Raw genomic sequence first — 12,952 nt, 5'->3', positions numbered from 1 at the left:
CTCAGTTCAGCGGTGCGGAGCGCAGGTCGTTGGCCTCGCGCGCCGACACCGGCGTGCCGCGATTGCCCCAGGCGGTGCGGATGTAGGAGACGACGGCGGCGACCTCGTTGTCGGAGAGGAGGCCTGCGAAAGGCGGCATGCCGTACGGCATCGGATTGCCCTTGGTGCCCGGCGGATAGCCGCCATTGAGCACCATGCGGATCGGATTGACCGCCGACTGCATCTCGATCGACTGGTTGTTGGCGAGCGGCGGCCAGTGCGGCGGCTTGCCTTCGCCCTGCGCCCCATGACAGCTCGCGCAATTCTTGTCGTAGACGGTCTTGCCGAGGCTGATCAGCAGGCTGCTCTCGGTGGTCGGCAGCGCCGAGCTCGGCGCCGGCGGAGGCGAGGGCTCCGCGATGCCCTTGAGGTACACCGCCATGGCGCGCGTGTCCTCGTCGTTGAGGTATTGCAGGCTGTTGTGCACGACCTCGGCCATCGGGCCGTAGACCACGCCGCGCATGGAGACGCCGGTCTGGAGCAGGTCGGTGATGTCCTTGATGCTCCAGTCGCCGAGACCCGCCTCGCGGTTGGAGGTGAGGGACGGCGCGTACCAGTTCTGCATCGGGATCAGGCCGCCCTTGAAGGCGTCCGATTGCGAGGTGCCGCCGAGCGCGTTGATCGGCGAATGGCACATGCCGCAATGACCGAGCCCCTCGACCAGATAGGCGCCGCGATTCCATTCCGCCGACTTGGTGGGGTCGGGCTTGAACTCACCCTCGCGGAAGAACAGCGTACGCCAGCCGAGGATGAGCTGGCGGTTGTCATAGGGAAACCGCAGCTCGTGCGGCTTGTTCTTCTGGTTCACCGGCTGAATCGAGCGCAGATAGGCGAAGATCGCGTCGCTGTCGGCGCGCGTGACCTTGGTATAGGACGCGAACGGCATCGCCGGATAGATCAGCCCGCCATCCGGGAAACGGCCGTTGTGCATGGTTCTGTAGAAATCGTCCGCGCTCCACTTGCCGATGCCGGTCTCCGGATCGGGCGTGATGTTGGAGGTGTAGATCGTTCCGAACGGGGTCGGCATCGGGCGCCCGCCGGCAAACAGCCGGCCCTCAGCCGCAGTATGGCAGGCCGTGCAATCGCCGGCGCGGGCGAGATATTCACCCCGCGCAATGACGTCGCCGGCCTTGTCCTGCGCTTGCGCGGCCGTGATGAGCGCGGCAAGGGCCAGGAGCTTGATCGATAGCTGCGTGATCGACAGTCTTGAGCCCATCATGCGCCTCGTCAGTTGGGCTGGCTGCCGCAGCCGAACGGCAGCGCGTAGGTGCCTTTCGGGACGGGGGCCGGGTTGGTGGGCGCCGGCCGCGTCGCGAGCCAGGCCGCGACGGCGGTAACATCTGCTTCTGTCAGATGGCCGGCGACGAGCTGCATGCAGTCCGGCGATTTTGCCGTTCGCGTGCCGTAGCGCCAGGCGCCGAGCTGCGCACTGACGTAAGCGGCGCGCAAGCCCAGCAGACCGGGGATGCCGGGCTGCATGCCCGTGAGGCCCGGGCCGTGACAGCTCACGCACGCCGGTATGTTACGACCGGCATCGCCGCTGGTCGCGAGCAGCTCGCCCTGCGCCAGCACTTCCTTGCTGACTTCGCTCGGCGCGGGCTGCGGCAGCGGCGGATGCTCGCTGGCGAAATATTCGGCCATCGCCTCCAGATACGGATCAGGCAGAAACTCCAGCAGATAGTTCATCGGCGGGTATTTGCGCCGGCCGCTGCGGAAGGCGAGGAGCTGGTTGTAGAGATAGCCGGCCGGCTTGCCGGCAAGCCGCGGGAAATAGACGTCGCTGGTGCCTTCGCCCTTGTTGCCGTGACAGGGCGTGCACGCCTCCACCCGCGCCGCCATCGTATCCGGCGGCTGGTTGGCCGTTTGTGCGGCAGTACCATCAATGGCGGCCAAGGTAGCAATGGCGATTGCCAGTGCAGTGTCGCGAGCGAACACGCCGTCGCCCTCCAGAAAGCAGGACCGGGTTGATTCCTGGCCACAGCGTAGAGCCGCATTATTGCGCCAATACAGTCGCGCGCAAGATCGGACATGGCGATGACGCTTGGTCGCGGTTGCACATTTGCGATCCTGATCGAATTCGACAAGAATTGCGTGCTTTTTGAAAACTGGCGTAACGCCGCGATCTCGCGGCGTATTCCGCCCGAGCTTTGCTTCACAAGCGGGAAGCGCGGCAATGTGGAATCCGTTCGCGCGCGCGCGGATGTTCTGCCGCTTGGGCCGGGCAGACAATCTTTCATAAAAGTGCATCTTCCCGTCGGGCGACAAGTGCAGTTTGTGCCAAAACGCAGCGCGCTGACGCAACACCCCTTGCCGGAAACGGCGCGCCACGAGGTCTGCCCTTCGCGAAGGGTTCGACTACAATCCGAGTCGGGCGCGGGCGCCTTATCGCGGGATCGGGGAGATGGGACGCTGGAAGCAGGCATGGAGCGAAGAAGACCTTGGCAGGCTGAAGGTACTGGCAGGCACCAAGCCGATTGCGCTGATAGCGAAAGAGCTCGGCCGGACCCGCGGCACGGTGCTGGCGAAGGCGATTGAGCAGAAGCTCCCTGTCATTTGTCGGACGAAGCGCCAGGAACAATAATTGGATGTCGCGGAACCCATTCGGCTTCCTTGCGCCGAACGCACATGCCGGGAACGCGCGCTTGGCCGCGCTCAATTGACAGCATGGGACAGGCCGGCAGCTGGCTGACCAGATCCTGAAGAAGTTGCGTGAAAATCCTCGCGGCGACGAGCGGGCCGCGCCATCGGTCAATGTGTCGAAGGTGGTCGCCGCCGATCCCGCAGCGCCCGTCGTGGAATTGACGGTGAGCGCGAAGGTGGCGCCGTCCGACGCCGATGCGGTCAAGCAGCGCGTGCTCGACCACGCGAGCGCGCTGCTGGCGGCGGCATGAAGTGTCTCTAGCCGCGCGGTGACCGCGGCGTCCTGCGCTTCACCGCATGCCGGCGCGGCGAGCGGGTCACGCGAGGCCGCAGGCGGGTTGCCGCGGCGGCGCGCCGGGGCTTGGGCTGGGCCTTCGGGCCGCGGGCGAGATCCATCAGCATGCGCAATGCCTCGACCACCGAGCGCTGGCGCACGGCGGTCCGGCCGATCGCGCCAAAGCGATGCTCGCGATGGACGATGCGGCCGTCGCGCGCGGCAACCGCAAAATGCACGAGGCCGACCGGCTTGCCGGGCGTGGCGCCGCCGGGGCCGGCGATACCGGTGATGGCAACGGCGAGATCGACGCCGGCCCGCTCCAGCGCGCCGACCGCCATCGCGGTTGCGGTCTCCTTGCTGACGGCGCCGAAATTCGCGAGCGTGCTCGCCTCGACCCCTAGCATCGCGCGCTTGGCGTCATTGGAATAAGTGACGAAGCCGCGGTCGATCACGTCGGAGGAGCCGGGAATGTCGGTCAGCGCGCCGGCAACCAGGCCGCCGGTGCAGGACTCGGCGGTGGCAATCGTCAGCTTGCGCATCCGGCACAGATCGAGCAGCGAGCGGGAGAGGGCGCGTGCGTCGCTGCCGCCCATGACCTAGACGCTCCAGGGCAGGCGGATGGTGGCGCTCGCGGTGGCCGCGATGCCCTCCTCGCGGCCGGTGAAGCCGAGCCGCTCGCTGGTGGTCGCCTTCACCGCGACGCGCGAGATGTCGACCCCGGAGATCTCGGCGATGCGGGCGCGCATGGTGTCGCGCAAGGGGCCGATCTTCGGCCGCTCGCAGATCATCGTCACCTCGAGGTTGGCGACGCGGCCGCCACGCTGCGCAACGCGCTCGATGGCGTATTTCAGAAACTGGTCGGAGGAAGCCCCCTTCCATTTCGCATCGCTCGGCGGAAAGTGCGAGCCGATATCGCCGTCGGCGAGTGCGCCGAGGATGGCGTCGACCAGCGCATGCAGGCCGACATCGCCGTCGGAATGGGCGAGGAAGCCTTTGGTGTGCGGGACCCGCACGCCACAGATCATCACGTGGTCGCCTTCGCCGAAGGCGTGCACGTCATAGCCGGTGCCGGTCCTGATGTCGCCGAGCAGGCTGGCCAGGCGCGCTTCCTCGCGCACGAAATCCTCGGGAGTGGTAAGCTTCATATTGGCAACATCGCCTTCAAAGGTTGCGACCGTCAATCCCGCCCATTCGGCAATCGCGGCATCGTCGGTGAAATCGCTGCGCCCGTCCTTTGCCGCGCGACGATGCGCCTCGAGGATGACGTCGAAACGAAAGGATTGCGGCGTCTGCGCGATTCGCAAGGCTGAGCGGTCTGGCGTGTCCTCGACATTGCCGCTCTCGCCGGTGACCTTGATGGTGTCGGTGACGGCAACGACGGGGAGCGCAGCGCCGGTGCGGCTGGCCGCCTCGATTGCGCGCGAAATCACGCCTGCCGAGACGAAGGGACGCGCGGCGTCGTGGATGAGCACGATATCGGGCTTATGCTTGGCGAGTGCTTCGAGCCCTGCGAGCACGGAGGCCTGCCGCGTCGCGCCGCCATTGGTCGGCGGCTCATGGCTGAGACCTGCGACCGCTGCCGTGAACATGGCGCTGTCGTCGGGGTTCACCACCGGCTGCACGGCGAACACGTCGGGGTGGCGGCTGAAGGCTTCCATGGCGCGATAGATCACGGGAACGCCGCCGATCTCGCGATATTGCTTGGGACCACCGGCGCCAGCCCGCAGGCCGCGTCCGGCCGCGACGAGGACGACTGCGGTGCGCTGTGATTTCGCCATAGGACTCAAATACTCAGTTGGTGATGAAGAGAGTCGGGGGAGTGGGGTGATTGCCGCATGCCTCTAGCACGGCAGGCCCGCAAAAAAAGGGGTTTCCCCGGATTGTGGGAAACAGCATTTTGCTGCACTGCACTTGAAAGATTTGCAGAACTGTCTAAACTGTAGGCATGACGCTTGACTGCACAAGAATTGTGCGCAAGATAGGTCATGGCAGGCGCGATGAGGCCCTGCCTACACAACGAGACCCCTGTGACCGGCTCGGCAGTATCAGGCTCTAAGCCGTTGAAAATTGGCGATATCGAGGTCGCCACCCCGGTCTTCCTGGCGCCGATGTCGGGAGTCACCGACTCGCCCGTCCGCAGGCTCGCCGCCGAGCTCGGGGCCGGTCTGGTCGTGTCCGAAATGACCGCCAGCGATGAGCTCGCGAATGGCCACAAGATGTCTCGGTTGCGCTGCGAAGCGACCGGAATCGGGCCTCATGTGGTCCAGCTCGCCGGCTGCGAGGCGCACTGGATGGCCGAGGGGGCCCGGATCGCCGAAGCCGGAGGCGCCGACATCATCGACATCAACATGGGCTGTCCGGCCCGGCACGTCACCGGCGGCCAGTCCGGCTCCGCCCTGATGCGCGATCTCGACCATGCCGTCAGCCTGATCGATGCGACGATCGCGGCGGTGAAGGTGCCGGTGACCCTGAAGATGCGGCTCGGCTGGGACGATCACACCCGCAACGCGCCGGAATTGGCGCGGCGTGCGGAAGCCGCCGGCATCAAGCTCGTCACCGTGCACGGCCGCACCCGTTGTCAGTTCTACAAGGGCGAGGCCGATTGGGATGCGATCCGCGCGGTGCGCGAAGCGATCTCCATTCCGCTCGTCGTCAACGGCGACATCACCACTTACGAGAAGGCGCTCGCGGCGTTGGAGGCCTCCGGCGCCGATGCCGTGATGATCGGCCGCGGCGCGCAGGGGCAGCCTTGGTTGCCCGGCGAGATCGGCCGCCGCCTGAAGGGCGGGGCGGTCGAAGCCGCGCCGTCGCTCGCGACCCAGCTGCATTATGTCCGCACGCTCTATGAGGGCGTCTGCGCGCTCTACGGCCTGCGCATCGGCCTCCGGCACGCGCGAAAACATCTCGGCTGGGCGCTCGACGTCGCGGCCGATGTGAGCCGTGCGCCGGCCGAGAAGCTGAAAGCCTGGCGCCAGAAGATCCTCACCTCCGAGGATCCGCGCCTCGTCCACCAGTCGCTGCAAGATGCCTTCGACGATTTCGCATGGAGCGCTGCTGCATGAGCTCAGCTGCTGACCATCGCCGGCCGCTTCCGTCCGAGAGCGATGCGATCCTGGATGCGCTGCCCAATCCCGTGCTCATGATCGGGCCGGACGGCAAGATCGTCGCCGCCAACATCGCGACCGAAGCCTTCTTCGACATCTCGACGCAGTTCCTGAAACGGCAGTCGCTGAAAGAGCTGGTGCCGTTCGGGAGCCCCTTGCTGGCGCTGATCGACCAGGTTCGTTCGTCGAACTCGCCGGTCAACGAATACAAGGTCGATCTGGGCACGCCGCGCATGGGCGGCGACCGCCAGGTCGATCTGCATGTCGCCCCGCTGACGGAGCGGCCCGGCCATATCGTGGTGATGCTCCAGGAGCGTTCCATTGCCGACAAGATGGATCGCCAGCTCACCCATCGCAGCGCCGCGCGCTCGGTGATCGCGCTGGCCGCCATGCTGGCGCATGAGATCAAGAATCCGCTCTCCGGCATCCGCGGCGCGGCGCAGCTGCTGGAGCAGCAGGCCTCGTCCGAGGACCGCATGCTGACGCGGCTGATCTGCGACGAGGCCGACCGCATCGTGACGCTGGTCGACCGCATGGAGGTGTTCGGCGACGAGCGCCCCGTGGTGCGCGGTCCCGTCAACATCCATTCCGTGCTCGATCACGTGAAGCGACTGGCGCAGTCGGGCTTTGCCCGCAACATCCGCTTCATCGAGGATTATGATCCGTCGCTGCCGCCGGTCCTGGCGAACCAGGACCAGCTCGTCCAGGTGTTCCTCAACCTCGTGAAGAACGCCGCCGAAGCGCTGATCGACGTCCCCGACGCCGAGATCCAGCTCACCACCGCGTTCCGTCCCGGCGTGCGCCTGTCAGTCCCCGGTCAAAAATCCCGTGTATCGCTGCCGCTCGAATTCTGCGTGAAGGACAACGGACCAGGCGTGCCGGACGATCTTCTGCCCAACCTGTTCGATCCCTTCGTGACCACCAAGCAGACCGGCTCGGGTCTTGGCCTGGCGCTGGTCGCAAAGATCATCGGAGATCACGGGGGCATCATCGAATGCGAGTCTCAGCCGCGCAAGACCACCTTCCGCGTGCTGATGCCGATGTATTCCACATCGGTCAAACATGCCGATCCAAGCAGCCGCGACGGCTCTGCCGGGAAGTCGTCGTCTGCGTCACAGGGGGCGAAATGAGGATTAACGATGCCCGCAGGTAGCATTCTCGTTGCTGATGACGACACCGCCATCCGCACGGTTCTCAATCAGGCGCTATCCCGCGCCGGCTATGAAGTCCGGCTCACCGGCAATGCCGCAACGCTGTGGCGCTGGGTCAGCCAGGGGGAGGGCGATCTCGTCATCACCGACGTGGTGATGCCCGACGAGAACGCCTTCGACCTGCTGCCGCGGATCAAGAAGATGCGGCCGAATCTGCCCGTCATCGTCATGAGCGCGCAGAACACGTTCATGACCGCGATCCGCGCCTCCGAGCGCGGGGCGTACGAATATCTGCCAAAGCCCTTCGACCTGAAGGAGCTGATCGCCATCGTCGGCCGTGCGCTGGCCGAGCCGAAGGAACGGGTCTCGACGCCGGACGAGGACGCCGAGATGGAGGCGATCCCGCTGGTCGGCCGCTCGCCGGCGATGCAGGAAATCTACCGCGTGCTGGCGCGTCTGATGCAGACCGACCTCACCGTGATGATCACGGGCGAGTCCGGCACCGGTAAGGAGCTGGTGGCGCGCGCGCTGCACGATTACGGCAAGCGCCGCAACGGCCCGTTCGTCGCGGTCAACATGGCGGCGATCCCGCGTGACCTGATCGAGTCCGAACTGTTCGGCCACGAGCGCGGCGCCTTCACCGGCGCCAACACCCGCGCCTCGGGCCGGTTCGAGCAGGCCGAGGGCGGCACGCTGTTCCTAGACGAGATCGGCGACATGCCGATGGAGGCGCAGACCCGCCTGCTGCGCGTGCTCCAGCAGGGCGAATACACCACCGTCGGCGGCCGTACCCCGATCAAGACCGACGTGCGGATCGTCGCGGCGTCCAACAAGGACCTGCGCGTCCTGATCCAGCAGGGCCTGTTCCGCGAAGATTTGTTCTTCCGCCTCAACGTCGTGCCGCTGCGGCTGCCCCCCTTGCGCGAGCGCATCGAAGACCTGCCGGACCTCGTGCGGCACTTCTTCACGCTGGCCGAGAAGGACGGCCTGCCGCCGAAGAAGCTCGACGCGCTGGCGCTGGAGCGAATGAAGCAGCACCGCTGGCCCGGCAACGTGCGCGAGCTCGAGAACCTCGCCCGGCGCCTCGCCGCGCTCTACCCGCAGGACGTGATCACGGGCTCCGTCATCGACGGCGAGCTCGCGCCGCCCACGGTCAGCCCGGGCGCCGCGGTCCAGCAGGGCGTCGACAATCTCGGCGGCGCCGTGGAGGCGTATCTGTCCTCGCACTTCCAGGGTTTCCCGAATGGCGTGCCGCCGCCGGGCCTCTATCACCGCATCCTCAAGGAGATCGAGGTGCCGCTGCTCACGGCCGCGCTCGCCGCCACCCGCGGCAACCAGATCCGCGCCGCCGATTTGCTCGGCCTCAACCGCAACACGCTGCGGAAGAAGATCCGGGATCTCGATATCCAGGTGTATCGGAGCGGGGGCTAGTTTTTTCGAACGGACGGTGGCTCAGCTCCCCCTACCAAAGCGGAGCTGAGCCTGTCCGGATCGCGCTGGCCGTTGTGGCTAACGCGGTGAGCAAAAGTCCGAATCAGGCCGAAACGTTCCGCTGGAACGTATGAATTGTTATTCAACCGCCGAGCGCTGCGTCGCGCTCATCTGATCAGCCGCGCCGAGACCGGCTGGGCGCTGGCGACGTTCGCCAGCGGCTGCTGCACCCCGAGACCATTGACCAGGAGGTCGGCGGCTACGATCAGCAGCAGCACGGCCGATACCATCATCGCGAGAAAGAACCTGTCCATGGCGGTCAAGCCGCAGGGGCGGGAATCCGTTCCCGCAAGCGAGGTTTGCCAGAACAGCGGCCTGTGGATGCGCCGGTCCGTCGCGGCGAGGGCGCCGCGGAATTGTCGCAATTCGGCAACAATGTGGTACGAATACATCAGTATCCGCCCGCCGCGGACCCCGTTTTCAGCACCATTGCCGGAATGACCAGCGCAGACACCTCGGCCGCACACTTCGACACGGCCCCAGCGGAAGAGCCCCGGCGTTGGTCGGTGCGTCGCTGGCTGGCACCCCTTGCCGTGGCGATGGCGTTGCTGTCGGCCCTCCTGACCTTCCTGGTCCTGACCGGTCTCACGAGGATCGAGCCGACGCCGGAGGTGGTCCGCTCTTTCTATCTGATCAATGCGGCCACGATCCTGCTGCTGGTCGGCATCATCGTCCGCGAGCTCTGGCAGCTGATCCTGGCGCGTCGGCGGGGCCGGGCGGCGGCGCGCCTCCATGTCCAGATCGTCAGCCTGTTCTCGATCGTGGCGGTGCTGCCGGCGGTGCTGGTCGCCGTCGTCGCCAACGTCACCATCGAGCGCGGCCTCGACCGGCTGTTCTCCGGCCCGACCAAGGAGGTGATCCAGAATTCGCTGACGATCGCGCGGGCCTACATGCAGGACCACGCGCAGCTGATCCGCGGCGACATTCTCGGCATGGCCAATGACATCGCCCACGCCCGGCCGCTCTACGATCAGGACCGCCGCTCGTTCCGTGAGCTGCTGACCGCCAGCGCCGGCTCCCGCAACCTGCCGGGCGCGATGATCATCGACAAGAACACCAATATCCTGGAATCGGCCGACACCGGCATGCGGCTCGCCTATTCGCCGCCGGCGCCGGACTTCCTCAGCAACGTCAACGAATCCGAGCCCGAGATCGCCGTGCTGCCGGATGCGAGCTTCGTCGCCGCGGTGATCCGCCTGCGCGCCTTCAGCGACACCTTCCTTTATGTCGCGCGGCCGCTCGATCCGAACGTCGTCAACCAGCTCAAGCAGACCGAGGTCAGCGTCGCCGAATACGCCCAGATCGAGTCGCGCCGGCTCGGCATCCAGGTCGCCTTCGCGCTGATGTTCGCGGTGATCGCGCTGACCATCCTGATGGCCTCGGTGCTGATCGGCCTCAACTTCGCCAACTCGCTGGTGGCCCCGATCCGGCGGCTGATGAACGCCGCCCACACGGTCTCGACCGGCGACCTCCATGTGAAGGTGCCCGTGCACCAGTCGGAAGGCGACCTCGCCCAGCTGGGTGAGACCTTCAACAAGATGACGCAGGAATTGCGCAGCCAGCGTGACGAGCTCGTCAACGCCAGCGATCTCATCGACAGCCGCCGCCGCTTCATCGAGGCCGTGCTGTCCTCGGCGAGCGCCGGCATCATCGGCGTCGACAATTCGGGCAGCGTCGGCATCCTCAACCGCTCCGCCGAGAAGCTGATCGGGCACTCCGAAGCCGAGACGCTCGGCCATCCGCTCTCCGACGTGCTGCCCGAGCTCGAGGAGATGATGAAGACGGCGCGGGAAGGGACCCAGCGCCTGGTGCAGGGCCAGATCACGATCACGCGCGACGGCACCGAGCGCAACCTGTCGGTCCGCGTCAGCGCCGAGAAGACCAGCCAGCCGCACGACAGCTACATCATCACGCTCGACGACATCACCGAGCTGGTCTCGGCGCAGCGCACCTCGGCCTGGGGCGACGTCGCGCGCCGCATCGCGCATGAAATCAAGAATCCGCTGACGCCGATCCAGCTTTCGGCCGAGCGCATCCGCCGCAAGTTCGGCAAGGACATCACCGAGACCAAGGACAAGCAGATCTTCGAGCAGTGCACCGATACCATCGTGCGACAGGTCGACGATATCCGCCGCATGGTCGACGAGTTCTCGCGTTTCGCACGGATGCCGAAGCCGGTGATGGAGGGCGAGGACGTCGCCGACACCGTGCGGCAGGCGGTGTTCCTGATGAAGGTCGCCCATCCCGAGATCGATATCGAGGCCGAATTCAAGGAAGATCCGCTGCGCGCGCAGTTCGACCGGCGGCTGATCTCGCAGGCGGTCACCAACATCGTCAAGAACGCCACCGAGGCGGTCGAGCAGGTGCCGCCGGAGGAGCTCGGCAAGGATTACGGCAAGGGCCGCATCGACGTCGTGGTCTCGCGCGAGGGCGAGGACGTGCTGATCGACGTCATCGACAACGGCATCGGCCTGCCCAAGGTCGCGCGCTCGCGCCTCCTCGAGCCTTATGTGACGACGCGGGCCAAGGGCACCGGCCTTGGCCTGGCGATCGTCGGCCGCGTGCTCGAAGACCATGGCGGGCGTATCGAGCTGAAGGACGCTTCCGATTTCCGCGAGGGCCAGCGCGGCGCGTGGATGCGGATGCGTTTTGCGATCTCCGGTGCCCCCGCGAAGAGCGAGGGGAGCGTGCAGGCATCGTCGGCCGCAAATGCGGTCACGGACATCGCCAAGCCCCCCGAAACAAAGCAGCCGGCCGCCGAAACCAAAGAGCCGGCTGAAAAGACCAATGATTCAACGAAGATCGAAGCCTCAACGGGCATCTGACAAGACAGGCGCGAACCATGGCAAGTGAAATTCTGATTGTCGATGATGAGGCCGATATTCGCGATCTCGTCGCGGGCATTCTCGAAGATGAGGGCTTCGTGACAAGGACCGCCCGCGACAGCGATACGGCGCTCGCCGAGATCGCCAATCGCAGGCCGCACCTGGTGTTTCTCGACATCTGGCTCCAGGGCTCCAAGCTCGACGGCTTGCAGCTGCTGGAGCAGGTCAAGAAGGACAATGCCGATCTGCCGGTCGTGATGATCTCCGGCCACGGCAACATCGAGACCGCGGTCGCCGCGATCAAGCGCGGCGCCTACGACTTCATCGAGAAGCCGTTCAAGGCCGACCGGCTGATCCTGGTCGCGAACAGAGCGCTCGAGAACTCGCGGCTCAAGCGCGAGGTCAAGGAGCTGAAGCAACTCGCGCCGAGTGCAAGCTCGCTCGTCGGCCGCTCGCCGAGCATGAACCAGCTGCGCCAGACCATCGATCGCGCGGCCAAAGCCAACAGCCGCATCCTGATCGTCGGCCCGGCCGGCGCCGGCAAGGAGCTGACCGCGCGCACGCTGCATACGGCCTCGGGCCGCGCCGATGGTCCGTTCGTCGTGATCAATGCCGCCGCGATCACGCCGGAGCGCATGGAGCACGAGATGTTCGGTGTCGAGCAATCTAACGGCGAGCAGGCGCGCAAGCCCGGTGCGCTCGAGGAAGCCCATGGCGGCACGCTGTTCATCGACGAGATCGCGGACATGCCGCGCGAGACCCAGAACAAGATTTTGCGCGTGCTGGTCGAGCAGTCGTTCCAGCGCGTCGGCGGCACCGGCAAGGTGCAGGTCGACGTCCGCATCATCTCCTCCACCGCGCGAAATCTCGAAGAGGAGATCGCGGCCGGCCATTTCCGCGAAGACCTCTATCATCGGCTCTCGGTGGTGCCGATCCGCGTGCCCGCGCTCTCGGAGCGGCGCGAGGACATTCCGGAATTGATCGACTATTTCATGGAGCAGATCTCGGCCGGCAGCGGCCTGCCCAAGCGGCAGATCGGGCAGGACGCGATGGCGGTGCTGCAATCGCATGTGTGGCCCGGCAACGTACGCCAGCTTCGCAACAACGTTGAGAGAGTCATGATTCTGGCCGCGGGCGGACCGGAGGTGATTATCACCGCCGACATGCTGCCGCAGGACGTCGGCTCGATGGTGCCGGCGATGCCGACCAGCAACAATGGCGAGCACATCATGGGGCTGCCGCTGCGCGAAGCGCGCGAAGTGTTCGAGCGCGACTATTTGATTGCACAGATTAGCCGTTTTTCAGGAAATATTTCTCGCACGGCTGAGTTTGTTGGCATGGAACGTTCGGCGCTGCACCGGAAGCTGAAGGCGCTCGGTGTCGGCTGACACCGCGACGTCGCGGCCGCACCTCAGGGATTAGCGA

At 66.0% G+C, this 12,952-nt stretch carries 12 protein-coding genes; 7 read left to right on the top strand and 5 right to left on the bottom strand.

What is annotated here, in order from left to right:
* Position 1: 1 nt before the first annotated feature.
* Positions 2–1,258 (bottom strand): cytochrome c, encoded by a 1,257-nt coding sequence (locus tag AC0L3X_RS16685; protein WP_408581365.1) that lies wholly within the window; start codon positions 1,256–1,258, stop codon positions 2–4.
* 8 nt (positions 1,259–1,266) lie between these two features.
* Complete coding sequence (locus tag AC0L3X_RS16680) at positions 1,267–1,974, bottom strand: c-type cytochrome (RefSeq protein ID WP_063986378.1); 708 nt, start codon at positions 1,972–1,974, stop codon at positions 1,267–1,269.
* Between the two features lie 466 nt (positions 1,975–2,440).
* Here AC0L3X_RS16680 and AC0L3X_RS16675 point away from each other — a divergent pair, with 466 nt between their 5' ends.
* Positions 2,441–2,620 carry a hypothetical protein gene (locus AC0L3X_RS16675; protein ID WP_071914051.1) on the top strand — a complete coding sequence of 60 codons (180 nt, stop codon included), beginning with the start codon at positions 2,441–2,443 and terminating at the stop codon, positions 2,618–2,620.
* Positions 2,621–2,744: 124 nt separating this feature from the next.
* Positions 2,745–2,930 (top strand): hypothetical protein, encoded by a 186-nt coding sequence (locus AC0L3X_RS16670; protein ID WP_354079896.1) that lies wholly within the window; start codon positions 2,745–2,747, stop codon positions 2,928–2,930.
* 7 nt (positions 2,931–2,937) lie between these two features.
* Here AC0L3X_RS16670 and AC0L3X_RS16665 read toward each other — a convergent pair whose 3' ends face one another.
* Both AC0L3X_RS16665 and AC0L3X_RS16660 read right to left on the bottom strand, forming a co-directional pair.
* Complete coding sequence (locus tag AC0L3X_RS16665; protein ID WP_028161429.1) at positions 2,938–3,549, bottom strand: CinA family protein; 612 nt, start codon at positions 3,547–3,549, stop codon at positions 2,938–2,940.
* A 3-nt stretch (positions 3,550–3,552) separates the two neighbouring features.
* A complete protein-coding gene (locus AC0L3X_RS16660) occupies positions 3,553–4,734 on the bottom strand; it encodes a bifunctional 2-C-methyl-D-erythritol 4-phosphate cytidylyltransferase/2-C-methyl-D-erythritol 2,4-cyclodiphosphate synthase (protein ID WP_354079898.1) in 1,182 nt (393 codons plus the stop codon).
* Positions 4,735–5,016: 282 nt separating this feature from the next.
* Here AC0L3X_RS16660 and dusB point away from each other — a divergent pair, with 282 nt between their 5' ends.
* From dusB to ntrC, 3 genes are read left to right on the top strand one after another with little or no spacing between them, the layout of a single operon-like run.
* A complete protein-coding gene (dusB, locus tag AC0L3X_RS16655) occupies positions 5,017–6,018 on the top strand; it encodes a tRNA dihydrouridine synthase DusB (RefSeq protein WP_187388075.1) in 1,002 nt (333 codons plus the stop codon).
* Positions 6,015–7,190, top strand: coding sequence for a two-component system sensor histidine kinase NtrB (locus AC0L3X_RS16650; protein ID WP_063986376.1), 1,176 nt, complete (start codon positions 6,015–6,017; stop codon positions 7,188–7,190). Before dusB ends, AC0L3X_RS16650 begins: the two co-directional genes overlap by 4 nt.
* Positions 7,191–7,199: 9 nt before the next feature.
* Entirely contained in the window at positions 7,200–8,642 is a 1,443-nt protein-coding gene (ntrC, locus tag AC0L3X_RS16645) for a nitrogen regulation protein NR(I) (protein WP_028147560.1), read from the top strand.
* A 167-nt stretch (positions 8,643–8,809) separates the two neighbouring features.
* Here the strand turns inward: ntrC and AC0L3X_RS16640 are convergent, their stop codons facing one another.
* Entirely contained in the window at positions 8,810–9,094 is a 285-nt protein-coding gene (locus tag AC0L3X_RS16640; RefSeq protein ID WP_063983321.1) for a hypothetical protein, read from the bottom strand.
* Positions 9,095–9,139: 45 nt separating this feature from the next.
* On the opposite strand from AC0L3X_RS16640, the gene AC0L3X_RS16635 reads away from it, so the two are divergent.
* Together AC0L3X_RS16635 and ntrX are read left to right on the top strand one after the other, a co-directional pair.
* The gene (locus AC0L3X_RS16635; RefSeq protein WP_071914046.1) at positions 9,140–11,527 is read left to right on the top strand and encodes a sensor histidine kinase; all 2,388 of its coding nucleotides are present in this window, start codon (positions 9,140–9,142) and stop codon (positions 11,525–11,527) included.
* A gap of 17 nt (positions 11,528–11,544) precedes the next feature.
* Positions 11,545–12,915: a nitrogen assimilation response regulator NtrX gene (gene ntrX / locus AC0L3X_RS16630; RefSeq protein WP_071914044.1), complete on the top strand. Its 1,371-nt coding sequence runs from the start codon at positions 11,545–11,547 to the stop codon at positions 12,913–12,915.
* Positions 12,916–12,952: the final 37 nt, after the last annotated feature.

This window comes from Bradyrhizobium sp. MI1.7 (assembly GCF_055811795.1).
The sequence above is the reverse complement of the archived record's forward strand: the minus strand, read 5'-3'. Positions and strand labels throughout refer to the sequence as shown.

Bases quoted from the DNA above. Each gene is read 5' to 3' on its own strand.
- AC0L3X_RS16685 (WP_408581365.1), bottom strand. From the start codon at position 1,258: ATGATGGGCTCAAGACTGTCGATCACGCAGCTATCGATCAAGCTCCTG.
- AC0L3X_RS16675 (WP_071914051.1), top strand. From the start codon at position 2,441: ATGGGACGCTGGAAGCAGGCATGGAGCGAAGAAGACCTTGGCAGGCTG.
- AC0L3X_RS16665 (WP_028161429.1), bottom strand. From the start codon at position 3,549: ATGGGCGGCAGCGACGCACGCGCCCTCTCCCGCTCGCTGCTCGATCTG.
- AC0L3X_RS16660 (WP_354079898.1), bottom strand. From the start codon at position 4,734: ATGGCGAAATCACAGCGCACCGCAGTCGTCCTCGTCGCGGCCGGACGC.
- AC0L3X_RS16650 (WP_063986376.1), top strand. From the start codon at position 6,015: ATGAGCTCAGCTGCTGACCATCGCCGGCCGCTTCCGTCCGAGAGCGAT.
- ntrC (WP_028147560.1), top strand. From the start codon at position 7,200: ATGCCCGCAGGTAGCATTCTCGTTGCTGATGACGACACCGCCATCCGC.
- AC0L3X_RS16640 (WP_063983321.1), bottom strand. From the start codon at position 9,094: ATGTATTCGTACCACATTGTTGCCGAATTGCGACAATTCCGCGGCGCC.
- AC0L3X_RS16635 (WP_071914046.1), top strand. From the start codon at position 9,140: ATGACCAGCGCAGACACCTCGGCCGCACACTTCGACACGGCCCCAGCG.
- ntrX (WP_071914044.1), top strand. From the start codon at position 11,545: ATGGCAAGTGAAATTCTGATTGTCGATGATGAGGCCGATATTCGCGAT.